21 protein-coding genes and 1 pseudogene are annotated in these 21,691 nt (G+C 72.8%); 13 read left to right on the plus strand and 9 right to left on the minus strand.

Annotated features, from left to right (window positions below; translation table 11 throughout):
* The first annotated feature begins 65 nt into the window (after positions 1–65).
* Entirely contained in the window at positions 66–884 is an 819-nt protein-coding gene (locus tag C2L58_RS28385) for a GH25 family lysozyme (RefSeq protein ID WP_103340731.1), read from the plus strand.
* Here C2L58_RS28385 and C2L58_RS28390 read toward each other — a convergent pair.
* Complete coding sequence (locus tag C2L58_RS28390; protein WP_233225987.1) at positions 881–1,123, minus strand: hypothetical protein; 243 nt, start codon at positions 1,121–1,123, stop codon at positions 881–883. The two genes, C2L58_RS28385 and C2L58_RS28390, sit on opposite strands and share 4 nt — an antisense overlap.
* 128 nt (positions 1,124–1,251) lie before the next feature.
* On the opposite strand from C2L58_RS28390, the gene C2L58_RS28395 reads away from it, so the two are divergent.
* The 3 genes from C2L58_RS28395 to C2L58_RS28405 are packed head-to-tail and all read left to right on the plus strand — an operon-like array spanning position 1,252 to position 3,315.
* Positions 1,252–2,499: a GDSL-type esterase/lipase family protein gene (locus tag C2L58_RS28395; protein WP_233225988.1), complete on the plus strand. Its 1,248-nt coding sequence runs from the start codon at positions 1,252–1,254 to the stop codon at positions 2,497–2,499.
* A 56-nt stretch (positions 2,500–2,555) separates the two neighbouring features.
* Positions 2,556–2,942, plus strand: a complete 387-nt coding sequence (locus C2L58_RS28400; protein WP_199191482.1) for a hypothetical protein — start codon at positions 2,556–2,558, stop codon at positions 2,940–2,942.
* Positions 2,943–2,967: 25 nt separating this feature from the next.
* The gene (locus C2L58_RS28405; RefSeq protein WP_103340735.1) at positions 2,968–3,315 is read left to right on the plus strand and encodes a ClpX C4-type zinc finger protein; all 348 of its coding nucleotides are present in this window, start codon (positions 2,968–2,970) and stop codon (positions 3,313–3,315) included.
* Here the strand turns inward: C2L58_RS28405 and C2L58_RS28410 are convergent.
* The 3 genes from C2L58_RS28410 to C2L58_RS28420 all read right to left on the minus strand — a co-directional run bounded on the left by C2L58_RS28410 (position 3,312) and on the right by C2L58_RS28420 (position 10,815).
* Positions 3,312–4,115, minus strand: a complete 804-nt coding sequence (locus C2L58_RS28410) for an SAM-dependent methyltransferase (RefSeq protein ID WP_103340736.1) — start codon at positions 4,113–4,115, stop codon at positions 3,312–3,314. The two genes, C2L58_RS28405 and C2L58_RS28410, sit on opposite strands and share 4 nt — an antisense overlap.
* A gap of 141 nt (positions 4,116–4,256) precedes the next feature.
* Complete coding sequence (locus tag C2L58_RS28415; RefSeq protein ID WP_103340737.1) at positions 4,257–7,550, minus strand: hypothetical protein; 3,294 nt, start codon at positions 7,548–7,550, stop codon at positions 4,257–4,259.
* Positions 7,551–7,632: 82 nt separating this feature from the next.
* Positions 7,633–10,815, minus strand: coding sequence for an AfsR/SARP family transcriptional regulator (locus C2L58_RS28420; RefSeq protein WP_158264187.1), 3,183 nt, complete (start codon positions 10,813–10,815; stop codon positions 7,633–7,635).
* 149 nt (positions 10,816–10,964) lie between these two features.
* On the opposite strand from C2L58_RS28420, the gene C2L58_RS28425 reads away from it, so the two are divergent.
* The 4 genes from C2L58_RS28425 to C2L58_RS28440 are packed head-to-tail and all read left to right on the plus strand — an operon-like array spanning position 10,965 to position 14,190.
* A complete protein-coding gene (locus C2L58_RS28425) occupies positions 10,965–11,336 on the plus strand; it encodes a hypothetical protein (protein ID WP_146073702.1) in 372 nt (123 codons plus the stop codon).
* A 13-nt stretch (positions 11,337–11,349) separates the two neighbouring features.
* Positions 11,350–12,630 carry an MFS transporter gene (locus C2L58_RS28430; protein ID WP_441296325.1) on the plus strand — a complete coding sequence of 427 codons (1,281 nt, stop codon included), beginning with the start codon at positions 11,350–11,352 and terminating at the stop codon, positions 12,628–12,630.
* Positions 12,631–12,656: 26 nt separating this feature from the next.
* Positions 12,657–13,634 (plus strand): alpha/beta fold hydrolase, encoded by a 978-nt coding sequence (locus C2L58_RS28435; protein WP_103340741.1) that lies wholly within the window; start codon positions 12,657–12,659, stop codon positions 13,632–13,634.
* A complete protein-coding gene (locus tag C2L58_RS28440; protein WP_103340742.1) occupies positions 13,603–14,190 on the plus strand; it encodes a TetR/AcrR family transcriptional regulator in 588 nt (195 codons plus the stop codon). The genes C2L58_RS28435 and C2L58_RS28440 overlap by 32 nt, the downstream gene beginning before the upstream one ends.
* Here C2L58_RS28440 and C2L58_RS28445 read toward each other — a convergent pair.
* On the minus strand, positions 14,187–14,576 hold the full coding sequence (locus C2L58_RS28445; RefSeq protein WP_233225989.1) for a winged helix-turn-helix transcriptional regulator: 390 nt from the start codon (positions 14,574–14,576) through the stop codon (positions 14,187–14,189). The two genes, C2L58_RS28440 and C2L58_RS28445, sit on opposite strands and share 4 nt — an antisense overlap.
* A 28-nt stretch (positions 14,577–14,604) precedes the next feature.
* On the opposite strand from C2L58_RS28445, the gene C2L58_RS28450 reads away from it, so the two are divergent.
* The 3 genes from C2L58_RS28450 to C2L58_RS49430 all read left to right on the plus strand — a co-directional run bounded on the left by C2L58_RS28450 (position 14,605) and on the right by C2L58_RS49430 (position 16,210).
* On the plus strand, positions 14,605–15,183 hold the full coding sequence (locus tag C2L58_RS28450) for a hypothetical protein (RefSeq protein ID WP_233225990.1): 579 nt from the start codon (positions 14,605–14,607) through the stop codon (positions 15,181–15,183).
* A gap of 89 nt (positions 15,184–15,272) precedes the next feature.
* The gene (locus C2L58_RS48845) at positions 15,273–16,016 is read left to right on the plus strand and encodes a TolB family protein (RefSeq protein ID WP_146073703.1); all 744 of its coding nucleotides are present in this window, start codon (positions 15,273–15,275) and stop codon (positions 16,014–16,016) included.
* A gap of 17 nt (positions 16,017–16,033) precedes the next feature.
* Positions 16,034–16,210, plus strand: coding sequence for a PD40 domain-containing protein (locus C2L58_RS49430; protein ID WP_158264188.1), 177 nt, complete (start codon positions 16,034–16,036; stop codon positions 16,208–16,210).
* A gap of 30 nt (positions 16,211–16,240) precedes the next feature.
* On the opposite strand, the gene C2L58_RS28465 is transcribed toward C2L58_RS49430, so the two are convergent.
* A complete protein-coding gene (locus tag C2L58_RS28465) occupies positions 16,241–16,609 on the minus strand; it encodes a winged helix-turn-helix transcriptional regulator (RefSeq protein WP_103340746.1) in 369 nt (122 codons plus the stop codon).
* 108 nt (positions 16,610–16,717) lie between these two features.
* On the opposite strand from C2L58_RS28465, the gene C2L58_RS28470 reads away from it, so the two are divergent.
* Positions 16,718–17,380 carry an NAD(P)-dependent oxidoreductase gene (locus C2L58_RS28470; protein ID WP_103340747.1) on the plus strand — a complete coding sequence of 221 codons (663 nt, stop codon included), beginning with the start codon at positions 16,718–16,720 and terminating at the stop codon, positions 17,378–17,380.
* Between the two features lie 38 nt (positions 17,381–17,418).
* Entirely contained in the window at positions 17,419–18,312 is an 894-nt protein-coding gene (locus tag C2L58_RS28475; protein WP_103340748.1) for a TIGR03564 family F420-dependent LLM class oxidoreductase, read from the plus strand.
* Here the strand turns inward: C2L58_RS28475 and C2L58_RS28480 are convergent.
* From C2L58_RS28480 to C2L58_RS28490, 3 genes and pseudogenes are all read right to left on the minus strand, one after another.
* A complete protein-coding gene (locus tag C2L58_RS28480) occupies positions 18,295–20,115 on the minus strand; it encodes a PstS family phosphate ABC transporter substrate-binding protein (protein ID WP_103340749.1) in 1,821 nt (606 codons plus the stop codon). The genes C2L58_RS28475 and C2L58_RS28480 overlap by 18 nt on opposite strands.
* Positions 20,102–20,803, minus strand: coding sequence for a DUF6313 family protein (locus tag C2L58_RS28485; protein WP_233225991.1), 702 nt, complete (start codon positions 20,801–20,803; stop codon positions 20,102–20,104). Before C2L58_RS28485 ends, C2L58_RS28480 begins: the two co-directional genes overlap by 14 nt.
* A 135-nt stretch (positions 20,804–20,938) precedes the next feature.
* Positions 20,939–21,175, minus strand: a pseudogene (locus C2L58_RS28490) (phosphate ABC transporter substrate-binding protein); the annotation flags it as partial.
* Positions 21,176–21,691 lie beyond the last annotated feature (516 nt).

The following is a 21,691-nucleotide window of genomic DNA, read 5'->3' on the forward strand; positions in this document are numbered from 1 at the left end:
CGCGGGGACCGGGCCCGGCAGGCAGCATGGGTTCCGGAGCTGCCGCCACCGAGATCGGAGTCCGGATGAACCGAACCGCGACGAGACGGCGGCTGTCGGGCGCGACCGCGCTGGCGGTGCTCGCGGCGGTCGTGGCCGCGACGCCCGCCCGAGCCGACTATTCCGAGGCCGACTATTCCCTGGCCGACACGAACTACGCGGGCACGCAGATCGCCCGGCACGAAGGCGTCCAGGGCAGCCCGCGGACCGACCCGCCCGGGCAGACGCTCGGGCACGACGTCAGCGGGCACCAGGGCCCGGTCGACTGGGCGGCCGCGGCCGCCGCCGGGGCGAAGTTCGCCTACGTCAAGGCGACCGAGGGCACCGGGTTCGTCAACCCGCAGTTCGGCCAGCAGTACGACGGCGCGCACGCGGCGGGCATCATCCGCGGCGCCTACCACTTCGCCCGCCCGGACGTCTCGGGCGGCGCCGAGCAGGCGGAGTACTTCATCGCCAACGGCGGCGGCTGGCGCGCGGACGGCACCACCCTGCCCGGCGCACTCGACGTCGAATACAACCCGTACGGCGACGTCTGCTACGGCAAGAACCCGGCCGACCTGACGGCGTGGATCGCGGACTTCACCCGCACGTACCTGGCGAAGGTCAAGCGCAGCGCGCTGATCTACACGAGCACGGCCTGGTGGAAGCAGTGCACCGCCAACACGCCCCGCTTCGGCAACACCGACCCGCTGTGGCTGGCGCGCTACGGCCCGGACGTCGGCGAGCTGCCGGCGGGGTGGGAGAAGCAGAGCATCTGGCAGTTCGCCCGCGGTGGCGGCCTGCCGGGGGACCAGAACTACTACAACGGCCCGATCGGCCGGGTGCAGGCGCTGGCGAAGGGCTAGCGCCTGCGTGCGCGCAGGTCCGGCCACGGCGGCCGGTGCACCATGGCGATCCCGGCGAGGGTGGCGGCGACCAGCCCGATGCCCACGCCCAGCACGGCGACGCGCGTGGCGTCGACCGCGGGTTCCCACTTGGCCTGGCCGTCGCGGACCGCGAACACGCCGACCGGCCGGTGGACCGGGAGCACCGTCGTCCCGTCCGGGGTTTCGTACGGATCGCCGAAGGTGCGGGGTTCGCTCATGCCGCCATCGAACCGGAGACCACCGCCGCTGACAAGATCGGACAAAACCTTGTCGCCTCCGTGACCGGCTGCTTACGATCGGCGGGGCAGCTGTTCGTCGCTCGTCCTTTGTGGACTCAGGAGGCGCCGTGCGCAGGATCGCCGTTCTCGCTGCGGTTTCCGTGGCCGTGGCCGCCGTCGTCTCCGCTCCGGGGGCCGCCGGGGCCGGGCGGACGTGGTTCACGTCGTGGGCGCAGTCCCAGGACGGGCGGGCCGACACCGCGGTCACCGGGCAGTCGCTGCGGATGATCACCCACCTCAGCCAGGGTGGCGACGCCGTGCGCGTCCGGTTCCAGAACACCTTCGGCACCGGGCCGCTGACCATCGGGCACGCGACCGCCGGCCCGAGCGCGGGCGGCGCCGCCGTCACCGGGGTCCGCGACCTGACCTTCTTCGGGCGCCACGCGGTCACGATCCCGGCGGGCGGCGAGGTCTGGAGCGACGAGACGAAGCTCTTGACGCGCCCGGACTCCGACCTGGTGGTGAGCATGGCGGTCGAAGGGACCGCCGTGCCCGGCCGCCACGGCGCGGCCTTGCGCGACAACTACCTCACGCCCCCGGACTCGGGCGACCACGCCGGCGATGCTTCCGGCGCAGCCTTCACCGCGACGGTGGGCGCCACGTACGTCGTCAGCGCCGTCGACGTGCACAACGCGGCTTTGCAGGGTGTCGTCGTCCCGTTCGGCAGCTCGGTCGTCGACGGCATCGGCAGCACCAACTGCGGCCCCGGCTGCACCGAGCTCGGCGCGAACCGCCGGTGGGCCGACGACCTGGCGCGGCGGATCGTCGCCTCGTCCGCGCAGCTCGCCGTCGCGAACGCCGGCGTCTCGGGCACGACGAGCGCCCGGTCGTGCCCGGGGATGCCGCCGTCGGTCGCGGGCCTGGACGCGGCGAGCCGGCTGGACCGGGACGTCCTGGCGCTGCACGGCGTCACGGCCGTCATCTACTACTACGGAACCAACGACCTGGCCTACGGCTGCGACGCGGCGACGATCCTCGACAGCTACCGGGCGGTGTTCGCGCGGCTGCGAGCGGCGGGCATCTCGGTGTACGTCACGCCGAGCACGCCGAGGCCGGGGTACAGCGACCAGGCGAACCTGGCCCGGCACGAGATCGCGCTGTTCGTCGGGCGCTGGAACACCTGCGGCGGCACGTGTTCCGGTGTCGTCGACTTCGACACGGTGCTGGCGGACCCGCTGAAGCCGAACAGCATCCTGCCGGCCTACGACAACGGCGACGGCATCCACGCGAACGCCGCCGGCCAGCAGGCGCTCGCGGACTTCGTCTCGGTGCCGATGCTCACCCGATCCGGGCTGGTCGGCCACACGATTCGGTGAGCCGGCGAGTCGGAACGGCGGGACTGTGCGTGCCGGTCAGCAGAGTACGTCCGGTGATGAACGAGTCGATGGACGACGCCGGGTGCTGCCTGCTGTCGGTGGCCTGGAACGTCGCCCCGCTGGCCGAAGGACCGCCCGGCTCCCGTCGCGGCGACTTGCGGCGCACGGTGGAGGCGGTGTGCCGCACCGCCGGCCGCGGCGCCCGTGACTGGGCCGCGCGGCACGGGGCGGGCACGGAGGCGCAGTACCGGCCGTTCCTGCAGCTCGCCGACGTCGCCTACGAGATCGCGACGCTCCTGCTGCTGGTGGAGGACTTCCTGGTGCCGGACCTGGAGCGCGAGCACCGCCGCTGGGCGGAGATCGAGGAACTGACCGGCCGGCTGACGGAGCTGTCCGAGTGGACGGCGGCCTTCCTCTTGTCAGGCGCACCCTTACGTCTGTAAGGTTGCGCCTGACAAGGGAGATCTCATGAGTACTGCGGTGTTCGCGCGCTGCTCGTTCTGTTCCAAGCCCAACACGGAAGTGGACACGCTGGTCGCCGGCCCGGGGGTGTTCATCTGCGACGGCTGCGTGCAGCTGTGCGTGTCGGTGATCGAAGGAAAACCGGCGGACGTGCCGCTGATCGCGCCGTGGGAGCACGACCTGCCCCTCGAGCAGGTGCTTTCGAACCTGCGCCCGGTATCGGCGGCGAGCACCCAGGTCCAGGACAACCTGGCGGCCTGGGTGGGCAAGGCCCGCGCCCTGGGCGGCACTTGGTCGCAGATCGGCGACGCGCTGGGGATGACCCGCCAATCGGCTTGGGAGCGGTTCGCCTAGACCTTGACACCGACCCCGGCGTAAAGACCGTCTTCTTCGGGATCGACGACGGCGGCGAGCCGGTCCGGCCGCCAGTTGGCGGAGGTGGTCAGCCCGGGTTCGACGAGCTCGAAGCCCTCGAAGAGCGCCAGCACTTCGTCTTTGGTGCGCGGGTGGATGTGGTCCTGGGTCTGGCGCATGGTCTCGGCGACGCGCGGATCGCTCAGGACGGCGAAGTCGTTGGTCAGATGGGTGAGCGCGAGGTAGCTGCCGGGCGCGAGGGCGTCGCGGTAGGCGGCGAACACCCCGCGGACCTCGGGCAGGTAGTGCCCCAGGGTGATGGCCAGCAGCCCGACGGGCTGATCGAGATCGAGCAGCCGTTCCACCGGTTCGGACTTCAGGACGGCCGCGGTGTCGGTGGCATCGGCTTCGAGGGCCTCGGCGTGCAGGTTGCCCTTGAGCAGCATCCGGCTGTGCGCGACGGCCACGGGTTCGTAGTCGACGTAGACGACCTTGGCGGCCGGATCGACCTCTTGGGCGACTTCGTGCACGTTGCCGACGGTCGGGATGCCGGAGCCGAGATCGAGGAACTGCCGGACGCCCCGGTCGAGCATGAACCGCACCACGCGCCGGAGAAAGGCCCGATTCCGCCGGGCCACCGCGGCGACCTGGGGCTGGATGGCCTCGAGCTTGCGCGCGACATCCCGGTCGGGCTCGAGGTTGTGGGCCCCGCCGAGCAGGTAGTCGTAGATCCGCGCGGCACTGGGCCGCGAGAGATCGGCCCCGGCCGGAATCCAGTCGGCGCCTTCCTGATCGGTCATGGCTGTCCCCTCGAGTCGGCTCGGGCCACTTTAGCGCTCCCTGCGGGGCTCATCCCGTGAACGGCTTGAACGCCAGGGGGATCGTCGTTTTCTCCGTCTCGATGCAGTCGATGGTCTTGCCGGTTCCTCCGGGCGCCGACGTCACTCGGGAGCGAAGAAGATGTGCGACGCGCGTTCGCGGACATCCGCGTCGGAGTGGTCGCGCAACGCCGATACCAGCTCGCGCCATGGGCGCGGCCATCCGGCGTGAGGCCCAGCCTGGCTTGCGATACTCGCCGCCAACAACGCCTCCGCCGGGCTTGCCGTGAGGGCCCGGGCGGTGTCGCGCAGCTCCGGACGGCCCGGCGCGTGGCCGGCCAGCCAGGCCGCGAGGCGGTCCGCCACCTGCCAAGCCAGTGCGGGACGGTCGGCGAGGGCGGCGATCCGGCGGAGGTCCGGCAGCAGGTCGCCGCGGCGGGGGAGGGCGGTTACCGCCAGCAGGAGCGCGTCCGTTCGGTACTCCGCCCGCTCCGCCAGCGTCATGGACAGCCGCTGCGCCGCGCCGCACATCGTTTCGCCGCCCGCGTCCAAGCTGGCCGCGAGGCGCGCGAGGAAGTGGCGCAGTCGTTGCCGCGCCGGCTGGTCCCGGTCGTCGACGACGACGTGGGCCGATTCGGCGAGCGTCGTCGCCACGGCGTGCACCGGTGCGGGATCGCCGGTGACCGCGGCCGCGGCGAGGACCGCCTCCACTGCGGATCGCCAAGTCGCGGTGCTGGTCAGGTCGCCGATCAGGGTCACCAGCGCGGCAGGCCCTTCGCGGTCCCAGACGCTCCAGGCGGGCCACGCGGCCAAGCCGATCCGCGCGGTGTCCGGGTCGGCGCTGCCCGCCACGGTCCGGACGAGCACGCCGTAGCGCGCGCGGTACTGCTCGGCGACGGTCATCGGGTCGGCTTCGGTGACGGCCGTGGCCACCGCGGTCATCGTGGACGCTTCGGTGAGCCACTGCCACGCGCGTTCGTCGTCGAGCAGGCGGCGCGCGGCCGACACGATCGCGCGGCGGAGGTCGCGGTGCAGCCGCGGGTCCGCCCACAGCGCGGCCAGTTCGCCGGCCGCGCCGGGCACGCGGTGCTCGGCGAGCAGCCGGACCGCCTCCTTGCGCGACGTCAGCTTCTTCCCCGCCGGCACCGGCCGCAGTGCCGCACCCAGCTCGGCCGGCGGGATGGCCCGCGCGGCCCGGCCGGCCGCGTACACCGCGACCCGGGCGCGCTCGGTGTCGGCGTAGCCGAGCAAGATGCCCAGCGCGTCGCCCGGCCGATCCGTCCAGGCCAGCCCCGCCAGGGCCGCCTCGACCACGGCGACTTCGCCGTCCTGGAGGAACGGCGCCACGTCGTCGACGCGGGCGCCGGGCAAGCTCGCCAAGCGGCGCACGGCGGAAACCCGCTCCCAAACCGGCTTGCGGGGTGCGGTGGCGAGGTCGGCCAGCAGCTCGGCGTACCGGGCGACCTGGCGCGGCAGCCAGTGCCGCGACGACCCGCCGAAGGTCGGCACCAGCCGGACGCCGCGGGCGGCGAACCGGCCGTGCGGCGGCCGGTCCAGCACGAGGTCGAGCAGGTCGGTCCGGCGCCCGCCGACCGCGTTCGCCACCGCGGCGACCGTGATCGTGGACGAGTCGTGCCGCAGCACGGCCTCGACGCGTTCGTCCCGGGTCGCGGGCGGGGCCAGCCACAGCTCGAGGGCCCGGTGGACCGTGGTGTCGTCGGCCGCGGCGGTCGCTTCGCCGACGACGGCCTGGAGGCCGGGCATCGCCCACGCCCGCCGGCGCAGGCCCGCGGCCAGGGACAGGGCCAGGGCATAGCGGCCGGCGCGGGCGTCGGCGGCGATGCGCGGCCGCAGCGCGGAGAACAGGCCGTGCTCGGCGCCACGGGGCAGGTCCCGGTCGAGCCGGTGCAGGTCGAGGGTGTGCGCGTGGCCACCGGAGAGTTCCAGGATCCGCAGGCCGCTTTCGACCAGGTCCGGCCGCGTCGTGAGCGTTCCCTGCCGGACCAGGCCGACGGCCGTGGTGCCGACCGCGTGCCGGGTACCCCAGGACGCGTCCCGGGCCTGCACGGCGTCGGTGGCCAGCTTGACCAGGGTGGCCGGATCGGCCGACCGCAGCAGCCACCCCGGGATCGCGGCGACGGCGGCGAGCGCGACGTGGCGGACCGGGTCCTGCTCGTTGGGCAGCCGGGTCAGCGACGCCAGCAGGCCGGCGACGACGTCCGGATCCCGGGTCGCGGCCGCCGCGCCGATCAGCAACGGGTAACCGTGGGCCTGTTCCGCGGCGGTCGGCCGCGCGATCGCGGCGCGCAGCAGGGGCTCGGCCTCCGGCCACGGCAGCCGGGCGGTCGCCTGCCGCCGCAGGCCGGGGTGGTCGGCCACGGGACGGGTGGCGAGCTGACGGCGGGCCTGCTCGTGCCGGGACCACCACGGCAGGACGTCGAGCAGCGTCATCGGCAGCCGGGCCTGCTGCAGGTCCCGTTCGCCCAGCGCTCCACTCAGGACGGCCGGGCGCCGGCCGGGCGGAAGCCCGCGCAGCAACGCCGTCAACCGGTTCGCGTCGGTGAGGCAGGTGCGGGCCAGCGAGGTCAGGGACTCGTCCGGGGCCTGCCGCAAAGCACGCTGCGTGCTCCGGCCCGGCTGGAACCGGATGAGCCGCGCCGGATCGGCGAGGATCGCGACGACGCGCTCCGGATCGGCGGCGGTCGCCGCACCCAGCCAGCGGTCCGCGCCGGCCGGGAGCCCGGTCAGCGGTCCCGAGTGGGCGAGCAGGTCGACGAGCTGGGCGGGATCGCGCCGGACCAGTTGCTTCAGCGCGGGTCCGAAGCGCGCCCAGGTGACGTTGCGGCCGGCGTCGCCGGCTTCGGCCAGCCGGCGGCGCAGGTGCGCGAGCACGACGGCGGGGTGCCGGCGGGTCAGCGCGGCGAGGTTGGGCACGGCGAAGTCCAGCTCCGGCAGCAAAGCCGTCACCGTTTCGGCTTCGCAAGCCGGGAGCACGGCGGCGGCCTCGTGGTCACCGAAGCGGGCGCGCACCGACGGCAGGAGAGCTTCGGCCCACTCGGTCGCACCGGTGGCGCGCACCGCGCGGTAGAGGGTGTGCCGCCACGCGAGCGGCGCGGCCGGCAGGGCCGCGGTGACGGTGTCGAAGTGCAGGCCGTGGCGGGCGCAGTGGTGCATCGCCGGACCGGCGACGCGGGCATCGGCGGCGACGAGGCTGCGGCGCAGGTGCGTGTCGTCGCCCCCGATGACGGCCATCGTCGCGGCCCAGGTGCGCGGAAGTCCGGGGAGGGCGTCCAGTTCCGCGAGCAGAGCGGTCAGCTCGGGGGAACCGGCCAGCGCGCGTGCGGTGTCGGCGAGGACCCGCCGCCGGGCCGGCGCGGCCAGCGGATCGATCCGGGCGAGAAGGGCGCGCATGTCCATTCCGGCGATTGTTCCCGATCATGGAGCTCGCACCAACGCAATTCCGGCCGGGCGGCGCTGCGCACCGGGCCGAACTCCGCACTCAATCCTCGCACTGCCCGCTCGGCCGGACGCCCAAGGAGGCGAAGGCGTTCCGCGCCCGTTCCCGCCACACCCGGGCGGCGTCGGCACCTTCGGTCACCTCGAACACGTCGGCGAGGGCGGCGAGAGTTTCGGCTTCCCCCAGGCGATGCCCGGTGCCGCGATGGATTTCCAGCGCCTGCCTGCCGTGTTCGGCGGCCTGTTCGGTCTCGCCGCGCCGGTGCAGAAGCCGGGTCAACGCGGTCAGCGCACGGCCTTCCAGGCCGCGGTAGCCGGCCGCGCGGGCGAGGCCGAGTGCCTCCCGGACACCACCGGGATCCTCGCGCGTGATCGCCAGCTCGATCAGGGCTTCGACGGTGCCGTACCGGATTCCGCTGTGCCGGGCGAGCTCGAGGGCCTTCCGGTGGCAGTCGATCGCCGCCACCGGCCGCCCGAGGCGCCGGTTGATGGTGCCGAGGACGTTGAGGGCGTCCGCTTCCACTCGCTGGTCCCCGGCTCGGCGCGCGAGCTCGAGGGCGGCCCGGGCGCGTGCGTCCGCGTGCTCGAGGCGGCCGCTGTCCCGGTCCACCGCCGCCATGCTGCGCAGGGTGGCGGCTTCGGTGCCGACGTCCCCGATCTCGCGGAAGAGGGGCAGCGCGCGAGCGAGTTCCGTCAGCGCCTCGCCGAAGCGGCCCAGTGCGTGCAGGGCGTCCCCGAGATTGCCCAGTGCCGTGGCCTGGCCCGAACGAATCCCCAGTTCGCTGTAGCGCGCCAGGGCCTTGGCGTGGCCGGCGGCGGCCCGCTCGTAGGCACCCGACTCGTACTGGACGAACCCGAGGTTCCCGAGCGCGCCGGCCTCCCGGACCGGGCTGCGCGACTCCGCGGCCAGCGCCAGCGCGCGCCGGTAGCAGTCCGCCGCCTTCGCGGTCTCTCCCGATTCCCGGTACACCAGGCCCAGCTTGCCGAGCACCGCGGTCCGGCCCGGCACCCAGTCCGCGAGGCGGAGGAACCGGTCCGCTCGGGTGTAGTGCTCGACGGCTTGGTCGTGCTGGTTGCGGCGCAGGCACAGGTCACCGAGGTTGATCCGGGCCGCCGCGCGGGCCCGCGCGTCGCCGTCGGTTTCGGCCGCGGCCAGCGCCACCGACGCCAGCGCGGCCCAGTCGAGGCGGTGCAGGCCGATCCAAAAGTACCCGCGGAGGGTGTCGGCCAGCAGCCAGGCGACCCGCCGGTGGCCCCGTTCGGCAGCCAGCCGGCCGACCGCGACCACGTTGGCCCGCTCACTGTCCAGCCAGGCCACGGCCTCGGCCCGGTCGCCGGTCCCGCTCGGTGGCTCGGAGTTCGGCGGCTCCGGCAGGCGCACCAGCTGCGGGTGGATCACCTTTGCCGCGGCGTCGGCGGTGCGCAGGTACCAGCCGGACAGCCGATCCAGCGCCGCCGCGCCCTCGCTTTCGCCCTCGAGCCGGGAGCGTTCGCCGGCGTACCGGCGCAACAGGTCGTGGAAGGTGTACCGGGCGGGCCGGTGCTGCTCGATCAGGTGGGCCGCCGCCAGGCCGTCCAGCAGGACCGCCGCCTGCTCGGTGGTGCTGCCGGCGAGTGCCGCGACGGCGTCCGAGGCGAAATCCTCGCCCGGGAACAGGCCGAGCAGGCGGAACAACCGTTGCTGATCCCCGGCCAGAGCCTGGTAGGACAGGTCGAAGGCGGACCTGAGCGCGGCACGTTCGTCGTCCGGGACCTCCAGGTCGGCGAGCTGGTCACCCGGGCGGAACCGGGTGACGTAGTCCGTCAGGCTGCCGGGGTGGCGGCCCAGCTTCGCGGCCGTGATCCGCAACGCCAGCGGAAGCCGGGCCGTGCGCCGGATCAATGCGGCCACGGCCGCGGGTTCGCGGCCGACCCGCTCGGCGCCCAGGGTCGCGGCCAGCAGCCGGCCGGCTTCCTCCTCGGTGAACACGTCCAGCGTCAGCAGGACGGCGCCGTCGCAGGCGACCAGGCCGTCGAGCCGGTTCCGGCTCGTCACCAGCACGAGGCAGCCCGCCGTGCCCGGCAGCAGCGGACGCACCTGGTCCGCGGTCGCCGCGTTGTCCAGCAGCACCAGGACTTTCCGGCCGGCGAGCATGGTGCGGAACAGCGCGGCGGCCTCGTCGGCGTCGACCGGGAGCTGCTCCGGCGCCACCCCCAGCGACCGCAGGAACCGGGTCAGGGCCTCCAGCGGCCCGATCGGTGTGCCGGGCCCGTAGCCGCGCAGGTTGACGTAGAGCCGGCCGTCGGGGAACCGATCGGCCACCCGGTGCGCCCATTCGACGGCCAATGCCGTCTTCCCCACCCCGGCGGTCCCCGCGATCGCCGCGATCACCACGGCCGGGTACCGGGGGAAGGCCTGGTCCAGTTCCTTGAGGGCGTCCACCCGGCCGGTGAAGTTGGTGACGGCGGCCGGAAGCTGCTGCGGAACGGGCAGCCCGGCACTCGGTGACGGCTCGTTCGTCACGTGCAGATCGGCGCTCGCGCGCAGGATGCGTCCGTGGAGGTCACGCAGCTCCGGCCCGGGATCGACGCCGAGGTCGCCGGCCAGCCGCTTCCGGAGGCTCTCGTAGTGGGCCAGGGCCTCGGCCTGGCGGCCGCATCGGTAGAGGGCCAGCACGTACTGACCGGCCAGCTGCTCGTCGAGCGGCCGGTCCGCGGTCCGGGCGGCCAGCCCGGCCAGCAGCGCGTGGTGCTCACCGCGCCGCAGCCGGAGGTCGGTGTGGTCCAGCTCGGCGGTGAACCGCTCGGTCTGGAGCGCGGTGCGCAGGGTGTCCGCCCACGGGGTGTCGAGGCCGGCCAGGGGCTCGCCGCGCCACAGGTCGAGTGCCTCGCCGAGCAGCGCCCCGACGCGGTCTTCGTCCGCCGTCGCCCGCGCCTCGGCCACCAGCGCGCGGAACCGGTGCAGGTCCACCGAAGACGTCTCGGCGAGCAGCACGTAACCCTCCGATCGGTGCTCGATCCGCAGATCGGCGATCCGGCGTAACCGGGACAAATACGAACGAAGCGCATTGCGGGCGTCGCCCGGAGTGCGGGTGCCCCACACGCGGTCGATCAATTGATCAACCGGCACGACGCGGTTGACGTCGGCCAGCAGGGCGGCGAGAACCCACCGCTGCCGGGCGGGCCCGGCCGGCACCGCGACGCCGTGGACGCGCACCTCGACGGTGCCCAGTATCCGGAACTCCATGACCACGTCCCCGGCGAGTCGAGCACCCGGCATAGCACGCCGAATGCCCCGGAATCAACGTTTCGCCAATCTTCGTTCATTTCCCGGCGGGCATGCTCTTCGGCGTGACCCGGTGCGGAACCGGCGATCAACGGAAAGGGAGGTCCAAAGTGAAAAATTCTCCATTGCGGCGGGGGCTCGCCGTCCTGGTTTCCGGGGCGGCCGTGGTGGGCGGTGGCCTGGCCATGTCCGGCACCGCCGGCGCCACGACGCTCGATGACACGGCCCCGGTGCTTCCGATGACCCTGGCGCCCTCGTGCGTGTCCTTCACGCAGTACCAGCACGGGAACGCCATCACCGGCTACTACACGACCGTCTACCTCGACAACAACTGCGGCTACCAGACGCGGGTGAAGATCATCATGCGGAACGGCTACGACAGCGGCTGCCTCCAGATGAACCCGGGCCTGCTCGACAAGAAGTTCACGTCGGACTCGGACAACGGGCTGAAGCCCTACGTCGATCGGCTCGACGCCTGTTGAGTGCGTCACCATCTTGGATCGATCGGTCCACAAATCGTGGATCGATCGATCCAAGATGGCTACCGTGAGGTTCATGGAGCTCATCGACCGGACGCACGACCGGCTTCCCGCGCCGACCCCGGACCACGGCCGTTCCGCGATCGCGTTCTGGTCGGTGGCCGCGGTTTACGCACTGGCCATGCTGGGTGGGACGCTGCCGGTCCCGCTGTACGCATTCTGGGCGGCCGGCCTGGGCTTCGGCCCGTTCACCACGACGCTGATCTTCGCCGTCTACGCGGTGGGCGTGGTGGTTTCGCTGCTGCTGTTCGCCGGCGTGTCCGATCGGTCCGGACGGTGTCCCCTGGCCCTCGCCGCCCTGGCCGTGGTCGCCCTCAGCACCGTCACCTTCCTGATGGCCGGCCACGTCGTGGTCCTCCTGGCGGCCCGGTTTCTCAGCGGCTTGGCCACCGGGGTCGTCACGGCGACCGCGACCGCGTGGCTGGGCGAGCTGGCCGGACCGGGAAACGCGCGTCGCGCCACGATCACCGCCACCGCGGTCAACCTCGGCGGGCTCGGCCTCGGCCCGCTCGCCGCTGGTCTGCTGGCCCAGTTCGCGCCCGCGCCGGCCCACCTGGTCTTCTGGCTCTACCTGGGCGCTCTGGTCCCGGCGTTCATCGCCGTGGCCCTCGCTCCCGAGACCGTCGCCGATCGGCAGCCGCCGCGGGTGGCGGTGCGGCGTCCGGCCGTCCCCGCCGAGTCCGGCGGCCGGAGGGAGTTCGCCACCGCCGCGGCCGGCGTGTTCGCCGCCTTCGCCGTCAACGCCCTCTTCGCTTCGCTGGTACCGAGTTTCCTGCACGACGCGCTGCGGGTGACCGGACAGGCGGTGGTCGGGGGAGTGGTTTCCCTGCTGTTCCTGGCCGCCCTGACCGCCCAGCTGTCCGCTCCCCGCCGTTGGCTCGAGTCCCGGTGGTTCGCCGCCGGCGCGCTGGTTGCCGGTGTCGGACTGCTCGTCGCCGGGCTCTGGCTGCGCTCGCTGGCCGTCTTCGTCGCGGGCACGGTCCTGGCCGGCGCCGGCAGCGGGCTGACCTTCCGCCGCGGCCTGGGCGTGACCGCCGAACTGGCCGATCCGCGGCGCCGGGCGGATCTCAACGCCACCTACTTCCTCGCCGCCTACGCCGGAAACGTCGTCCCGGCCCTCGCGATCGGCGGCCTGGACCAGGCCTTCGACGCGAACATTGCGACATCCATCCTCGCCGCCGCGCTGACCGGCGTCATCTTCGTCCCCGCCGTGCGCAACCGGCGCCACCCCGCCTGACCCACCCCGTCCCCTGAGGAGTTCCCATGCAGACGACCCAGCGATCCGCGCCGGCCGGTCCCGGTACCGCGAACGGCACCCCCGGCCTGCCCGCCGGTTTCGACGAGGTGTTCACCAGCCGGTGGGTCACCGTCGGCGAGCTGAGGCTGCACGCGGTCGTCGGCGGCGACGGCCCGCCCCTGCTCCTGATCCCCGGCTGGCCGCAGACGTGGTACGCGTGGCGGCTGCTGATGCCCGCGCTCGCCCGCGACTTCACCGTCGTCGCCGCCGACCCCCGCGGGATGGGTCTCTCGGGCAAACCCGGCGACGGCTACGACACCGCCACCCTGGCCGCCGACCTGACCGGGTTGATGGAGGCGCTGGGCCACCAGCGGTTCGCCGTGGCCGGGCACGACGTGGGGATGTGGATCGGGTACGCCATGGCCGCCGACCACCCCGGCCGGGTGGCGCGGCTGGTGCTCGCCGAAGCCCTGATTCCCGGCCTCAGCCCCTCTCCGCCGCTCTTCGCGCCCCGCGACGTCGTCGAACGCCTCTGGCACTTCGCGTTCAACCAGCTCGACGACCTCAACGAACAGCTCGTCGCCGGCCGCGAGGACGTCTTCCTCCGCTGGCAGTTCACCCACAAGACGGCCCGGCCGCTGGCCGAAGCCGCCATCGAGCACTACGTCGACTCGCTCCGGCGTGATCCCCGGGCGCTGCACACCAGCTTCGGCTGCTACCGCGCGATCGGCGATACCGTCGCGCAGAACGCCGAACGCGTGAAGAACCGCCTCGATCTGCCGATCCTGACCGTCGCCGGCGAACGCTCGACCGGTCCGCTGGTCGAGCAGACGATGCTCCCGGCCGCCACCGACGTCCGCGGCGTCGTGCTGCCCGGCTGCGGCCACTATCCTGCCGAAGAAGCACCCGAGGCGATGCTCGCGGCCCTGAGTGAGTTTCTCGCCCCCTGGGCGGACGGTGGAAGGAGCGAGCGTGTCCGGGCGCAAGCAGTTCGACGTCGATGAGGCGCTCGACCGGGCGATGCGCGTGTTCTGGGAGTACGGCTACGCCGAGACCTCGCTCGACACCCTCGGCCGGGCCACCGGCCTGGGCCGCGGCTCCCTGTACGGCGCTTTCGGGGCCAAGGACGACCTGTTCCGCCGGTCGCTCGAACGGTACGGCGCGCTCTACGAGCACCGCTACGAAGAGGCTATCGCCGCCCACGCCGGTGATCCCGTCGCCGCCGTCGGTGCCTTCTTCGACGTGGTGCTCGACCGGATCGCCGACCCCGGTGTGCCGGACGGGTGTCTCGTCGTGCAGTCGGCCGCGCAGCTGCCCACGCTGTCGCCGGAGTCGCGGGAAGCGGTCAACCGGGCCGTGACCGCGCAGCGCCGACGAGTCCGCCGGGCCCTGGACGCGGCGTCCGCCGACCACGAACCGGCGGAACTCGAAAGCCTGGTGTTGCTCGTGGTCGGCGTCCAGCACGCCATCGTGGTCCTGAGCCGCACCGGCGCCCCGGCGGCCGACCTGCGCTCCCTCGCCGCGGCGGGGGTACAGGCGGTCGCCGACCGGCTGGCCTAGACGACGGCGTCGGTGCAGCTCATCGCCGGGGTCGTCTCGCTGCGGGTGCGCCGGAGGTGAGCTTCGCCCCAGACCCGGACTCCCTCGACGACGGGCAGGAGAGTTGTCCCGTAAGGAGTGAGCCGGTAAAGCACGCGCGCCGGGACCGGTCCGGTCACCACGCGTTCGACGAGGCCGTCGGCTTCGAGCTCGCGCAGCTGTTCGGCCAGGACCTTGGCCGTGATCGGCGTGCCCCGGCGGCGGAGGCCGGCGAAGTGGCACTCGCCGTGGGCGAGCCAGTAGAGCAGGGTCAGCTTCCACTTCCCGCCGATCGCGGCGAACGCCGCGGCCATCGGACAGCCGGGCAGCGGGTTGGGACGGTTACGTGCAGGTGCCTTCTTGTCCACGGCGGTGCTCCCCTCGGATAGTCGGACCATGACCGTGCCATACAGAAGAGCTTTGATCGCCGGCCTTTCGGCCCTCCTGCTGATCGCGACGGCCGCGTCGACCTCGCCCGCGTCGGCTGCGTTGCCGGCGAGCGCCGCCGGCCAGCAAGACTTCGCGTGGGAAATCGGCACGTGGCGCAGCACCGTGCGGGTGCTCGCCGAGCCGCTGTCGGACTCCGCGGACACCTGGCTCCAGTTCGCGGGCACCAGCACCGTGCGGCCCCTTTTGGACGGGCGCGCGAACGTCCTCGAGTTCCAGGTCTCCGGGCCGAACGGGCGCATCGACGCCCTCAACATGCGCCTGTACGAGCCGCAGGCCCAGCGCTGGAGCCTGACGTTCATCAACATCCGCGACGGCTTGCCCACCCCGGCGGTGTACGGCGGCTTCCACAACGACACGGGCGAGTTCTACGGCGACGACCAGCTCGGCGGCCACCCGATCAAGGTGCGGTTCCTCATCTCCCGGCCCACCCCGGACGAGGCGAGGTTCGAGCAGGCGTTCTCGGCTGATGGTGGGACGACGTGGGAAACGAACTGGCTGGCCGTGGATCGCCGGATTCGCCGGTGAAGTGACGCCGGAGCGCCTTGGGCGTTGTAACGGTGGCGTCCGGGCTGCGACTGCAGGAGTGTCAGCTGCCCCGGGGCGGGAGGTCGGCCATGGTGCGACTTCGGGTTGTTTTCGCCACTGGCCTGGCGGCCGCACTGACTGCCGTATTCGTCACGCCTGCCCATGCCGCACTTCGCAGCGGTCTGATCGCATTCAGCAGGCAGGTTGACGGCGGCGGCGCGAACGTCTTTCTCGCCCGCCCCGACGGCTCGAAGAGCCGTCCGGTTTCTCTTCCCTACCCGGCCGAGGACTTCGGAGCGCCGGCGTTTTCCCCGGACGCCACCCGGCTCCTGATCGGCAACACCCTGCGCTTCGATGGAGCGGGTGAGTTGCTGCCGTTCCGGCCGCTCGTCGTGGACGTGAACGGACACGGCGCCACGCTGCTCGATCCGCCTGGAGCGCCGTTCGACATGCTCTGCCGGGCGTGGTCACCCGACGGTCGGCGGGTGCTGTGCGGCTTCGGCGGCGCGGATCCGGGGCTCTTCACCGTCCGTGCGACCGACGGTGGCGCTCCGATCCGGCTGACGACCGCCCCGGCGGGCGTCCAGGAAACACCCGGGGACTTTTCGCCGGACGGTCACCGCGTGGTGCTGATCCGGACCAGCCCGGGTACCGAAGAGACCGCGCTGTTCACCGTTCGCGCGGACGGCACAAAGCTGAAGCAGCTCACGCCGTACGGAGCCGAGATCGGTCACGAGTTCGCTGACGCGCGCTGGTCGCCCGACGCCGGGACATCCTCTTTGCCTCACCGCAAGGGAAACTACTGCTCGCTCACCCGGATCGGCCCGGGCTGACCGCGATCGAGCTCGCGGTGCACGGCTCGTACTTCGCCTTCGCCCCGGCCTGGTCCCCGGACGGCGCCAAGATCGTGTTCTCGATGTCACGCGATGGCCAGGAAGACGTCTACACCGCGAACCGCGACGGCAGCGACGTCACTCAAGTCACGGCCACGACCGACTTCGAGTCGTTCTCGGACTGGGGTGGATAGCCGAATGCGTAGCCCGATGTCCCGGCTGGTTCAGTCTGCGGTGCTTTCGTGGGCTTCGCGGGCAGCGAGCAGTTCGGGCAGGTGTTCGCGGCTCCAAGCGCACTGGGCCGCCATCGGTTCGAAGAGCGTGTGGCCCAGCGCAGTCAGTTCGTACTCGACCCGCGGTGGGATCTCGGGGTAGGCGGTGCGCGTGATCAGCCCGTCCCGCTCCAGCGCCCGCAGCGACTCGGTGAGCACCTTGGGCGTGATGCCCCGCAACGGCGTCTGGAGCTCGGAGAACCGCCGGGGCCCCGATCGCAAGCACGTGATGATCTTGGCCGTCCACTTGTCACCGATGCGCATCGGTGCCGCGACGGGGGCGCAGTCGGCGAACATGTCGGGGTCCAGCGGCTCACTCACACTCTCCACCGTACGTAACTATCGTTGCGGAAACCAAGGGCTCGCCCCGTAGCGTCCGCGGCATCGGCAGGTGATCGAATCCCTGCCCAGCCGAACGGAGTGAGCGCAGTGAGCAAGATCGTCGTTTTCGGGGCCGGTGGCCGCGCGGGACGTCACGCGGTGGCCGAGGCCACGGCCCGGGGTCACCAGGTCACCGCCGTCGTGCGTGACCCGCGGCAGCACCCGGACCTGGCCGGGACCGGGACGGCCGTGGTCGCGGGCGACGTCACCCGGCCGGACAGCGTGGCCGAGGTCGCCGCGGGCCACGACGCGGCCGTCAACGCCGCGGCGCGGCTGGACGTGCCGGCGGAAACCTTCTTCCCGGCCGCCGCCCGCGCGCTGCTGGACGGGCTGGCGCGGGCCGGTGTCGGGCGGTTGGTCGCGATCGGGATCGGCACGGTGCTGGAGACCGCACCCGGTGTCGCGGTGCACGACGACCCCGGGTTTCCCGCGGAGGGCCGGGCGTTCTCGCTCGGGCACGCGGCCGGGCTCGCGGCGTTGCGCGGAGCGGACACCGACATCGATTGGGTGGTGCTGGCCCCGCCGGCCGTCGTCTTGGACAACGAAGCGGCACGCACCGGCCGGTACCGGACGGGCGGCAGCCGGATCTTGCCCACGGACGATGCGGCGCCGTTCTCCTACGCCGATCTCGCCGTCGCCCTGATCGACGAGGTCGAGACCCCGAAGCACCATCGCGCCCTGATCGCGGTGGCGGGTGTGCCGTGCGCATAGGAACGAACGTCGGCCTCGAAATCGATGGGCCCAAGTCGATGGCCGACATCGTCGACGAGGTGCGTCACGTCGCGGAACTGGGGCTGGGTGGTGCGTGGTGGGCCGAGCGGCACACCGCCGACGCGCTCACCGCCGCGACGGTCGCCGGGCTCGCCGTGCCGGGACTGCCCCTCGGGACGGCCGTCGTGACCACCTACCCGCGCCACCCGCTGACGCTGGCCAGCCAGGCCCTGAGCGTGCAAGCGGCCATCGGCAACCGCCTCGCCCTCGGCATCGGACCCGGCCACCGGCAACGCGTCGAATCGGTGTACGGACTGCGTTTCGACCGCCCGGCCCGGCACACTCGCGAGTATCTCGGCGTTCTCGTGCCCCTGCTGCACGGCGAGACGGTCGAGTTCAACGGCGAGATGTACCAGGTCGCGGGGCAGACGTACACGCCGGACGCGCTACCGCCGTCCGTGCTCCTTGCCGCGCTGGGCCCGGTCATGCTGCGCATCGCCGGTGAACTCGCCGACGGAACCGTGGCCGTATGGACCGGCCCCCGAACGGTCGAAACCCATGTCGCCCCGCGGATCACTGCGGCCGCTGAGGCTGCGGGGAAGCCTGCACCGCGCATTGTGGTCAACCTGCCCATCGCCGTCACGGACGACGCCGACCAGGCAAGAGCCTGGGTCAGCGCCCATTTCGGCGGAGCCGGCCTGGTGCCGAGCTACCGGGCGCTGTTCGACCGGGAGGGCGTGCGCGGACCGGCGGAGGTCGTGGTGGTCGGCGACGAACACGAAGTGGGACAGCAACTTCACCGCTACGCCGACGCCGGCGCCACGGAGTTCATCGCCGTGCCGTTCGGATCGCGGGAGCAGATCGACCGCACTCTCGCGTTCCTCGCCCACGTCAACCGTGAGGTCGGCCCTGGGTCACCGTCTGAGGCATAGGGGGCCGGCGTCGTCGGCGCAGGCGTAAAAACGGAATGCGGCCAGCGCACCGTAACTCTCGCGAGTAAACAGGAAGTTCTTGAACGCACCGGCCAGCGATCCCGGCTCGGACCCGGCGAGACTGTAAACGTACTCAACGGTCCAGAACGGGTAGCCGTGCTCCCGGATGTCGGCGAAGGTTCCCTCGCGGCCGTCCAGGGTGATCTTCTTGACACCACCCGCCTGGTCCACATCGGACACACTCGCGTACCCGATCGCGCCGTCCAGGTTGGCCACCCGGTCCAGCAGGTCGCCGGTCGAGCCTTGCTCGCACACGATCGGCGACCCGGGCGGAGTACCCGGACGCAGTTCCCGGCACGAGTCCGACGTCGGGGCCGCCTGCCGGACCGGGGTCGCGGGATTGCCGCCCAGGACGTACTTTTCCAGGGCCTGGCGGGTCCCCGAGTCGGTGGACCGGCCCACGACGCGGATCGCGCCGGTGTCGTGCGGGTTGTGGGTGATGTCGCTCCAGGTGTGCGCCGCGCCGGTGAAGATCCGCCGGGCGTCCGCTGCCGGCAGGGCGCCGACCGGCACGTCCGCGCCGGCCACGAACGTGAACGGCACGATCGCCAGCGGCTCGGCCACCAGGTCGCGGAACTGCGGATCGTCGAACCGGCCGTCGGACAGCGCGAGCTGCCCGGTCCCGCTCTTGCCGGCGGCCACCAGGCGTTCCAGCCCTTCCCGGCTGCCGGGCGTGCGGACCTTGACCGACGCTTCCGGGCAGTACGCGCCATACGACCCGGCCAGCGCCGTGGTGGCCCGGCTGAACGCGGTCGACCCTTCGACACTCAAGGCCCCGGACGCGCACACGACGCCTTCGGGGAGCTTGGTGAACGGCGTGACGTTGTTGAGCAGCAGCACCACCGCGAACGCCCCGGCGCAGAGCGCGGCCAGGCCGCCCCACGCGAGGGTCTCCGGCCGGATCTTCTCCCGGCCTTGACGGGTCGTGATCCGGCCCTCGCGCAGCCCGCCTTCGACCACGACCTGGTGATTCGTCCCCGGCTTCGTGCCCGACAGCACGATCACCAGCTTGAACGAGTCGTCCGGCCGGAGCGGGACCGCGGGCAGCTTCACCCGGTCCCGCTCGATGCCGGCCTCGCCCAGCCCGGTCAGCACCCGCTCCAGCACCGCGGGCTCGAACTCGGTGGCGTCCACGGACACCACCGTCCGGCCCGGGAAGTACAGGCTGAGCGGGGAGACGTAGTCCTCCTGGCGCAGCGGCGCGCCGCCGGTGTTCTTGATCCGGACGACCACGACACCGGGATCGGCCACGGCGTGGTGCTCGCTTTCCAGCCGGACGCTCTCGCCGACGTCGACACCGAACGGGGCGTCGATCCGGACCCGGCAGGACAGCACCCGCTCGCGCCGCGTGCGCACGACGGACGCGACCATGGCGGTGATCGCGACCGCGGCCGCGGCCAGCAGGCCGGTGATGCCGATCGTGCTGATGGCCGCTTCGGCGACCCAGCGCCGTTCGGTGATCCCGAGCACGGCGGCCACCACCGCCACCGCGCCGAGACCGGCGCCGAGGACGATCCGCTGGCGGGTGGTGCGCCGGCGCGGGGCGGCGTGGTTGAGCACCACGTCGGACAGCCGGCGCGCCCCCTCGGCCGTGGACGGCCGCGCCTGCATGGCGCGGCCGATCCGGGCTTCGGCGGTGGCCACCCGCTCCTCGATCCAGGCGGGCTCGGAGCCCGGGTAGGCGGCCTGGTGCAGCTGCCTGGAGAGGTCCCGGGTGCCGCGCTGCGGGTCAGTGCCCGCCATCGCCGGCCTCCTCGCCGCCGGTGCATTCGGGGCAGCGGCCCGACATGCCGTCCAGCACGTAGGACGCCTCCAGCACGGCCTCCCACATGACCCGCTTCGGTCCCTTGCCGCGGCCGTCCCCGGCGTTCAGGAACTTCTCGACGACGATCTCCCAGTGGTCCTGCGCGGTCGGCCAGTCCCCGTCGTGCCGCAGCGCGAACCGGATGCCGAAGTAGTCCGGGACCTCGAAGCCGTGCCTGCCGTACTGCAGGCGGTCCAGCAGCGGGATGGCCCCGATGCGCCGGCCGGCCGCTCGCCCGCGCGAGCGCCGGAGGCTCCGGTTGTCCGTCACCTCGGACACCACGTAGCCGGCGACGGCACCCGCGAACCCGGTCACCACCAGCCAGCCCGAGATCGACAGCGGCAGCGCGACCCAAGGCGCCTCCGTCTCCCACGGCGAAGCGATCTGCACGCTGACGTCGTAGGCGGTTCGGCCCCCGATGACCAAGGCGTTGAGGGTGAAGAGACCGGCGAAGGCGGCCAGGATGTAGTAGCCGCGGACGCGGAGCCAGTACTGGATGCCGGTGTGCCGGCCGAGCGAGCGGCGACGACGCCGGAGCAGCGCCGCCAGCGTTTCCCGCCTCGGCGGGTCGACCTCACCCGGTTCGCTCGGGTCGGCCGCGCGTACCGTCTGCTGTGCCGACATCATGCCCGCTCGGTTCCCTGCCCCACAGCCGAAAGCTACCCCGGGTGGAGGCCCGGGACCGGCCCCTTGCCCGGGTGTCCACCTTCCGTTCGTCTCGTGGACACCGGGGACCGGCTACGGCGACCTCTTGAGGTAGCGGCGGACGCCGCCAGGCAGGGTGCCCATGCCGTTGGCGGCGTTGCGTTGCCCGAACGCGGTGTACACCGCGGGCGCGGACTTCGCGATGAAGGCGTAGAACAACGCCGTCGTGCCGGACTGGCCGGCCCGGCCCAGCAGGGTGATCGGCCGGTCCGGCAGGGACTTCCCGCCGTTGGTCGCGGTGATCGCCGGGTCGCTCCAGCGCGTGATGTCGCGGCTGAAGATCCGGCCGATCGTCCCGTGCCATGTCCGCGGCGGCGACCGCCGCGCGGAAGCGCTCGAGCCCGTGCTGCGCTTCGATCCGGCGGCGGTAGGCGTGCGTGGCGACCGCGACCGGCCCGTCGGCGGCGCGGAGGACTCGGTCCGGGGCGGTCCGGACTAGCTGGAACGAGGATCCCGCTTCACCTGGCTACGCCCCGGCGCGTGCGCGGACGCGCCGGGAAGGCGCTTTCCCGTGATCACATCGGGAAGATCGGCGTGGAGTGGGCAAAGTCAGCCGCCTGCTGAGCGGGCACGCCCGTCGCGGCGAGCCGTGTGAAGGCATGGCCACCCCGGTTTTCCCACGGGATCGGGCGGCCCGATGTCCGATCAGCCGATCCCGCGCCTGTCGCCGGAAGTTCACCGGATCGGTACGTTCGTGGTCGCCTTCCGGCGAAGCGTGGCCGCCATCATTCCCGGTGCCCGTACGAGACGAGGAGGTTCCGTGCCCGCTTCCCTGCTTTCCCGGACCGCGCAGCGGCTCGCCGTGACCGT

The organism is Amycolatopsis sp. CA-126428 (genome assembly GCF_002904335.1).
Classification (GTDB): Bacteria; Actinomycetota; Actinomycetes; order Mycobacteriales; family Pseudonocardiaceae; genus Amycolatopsis.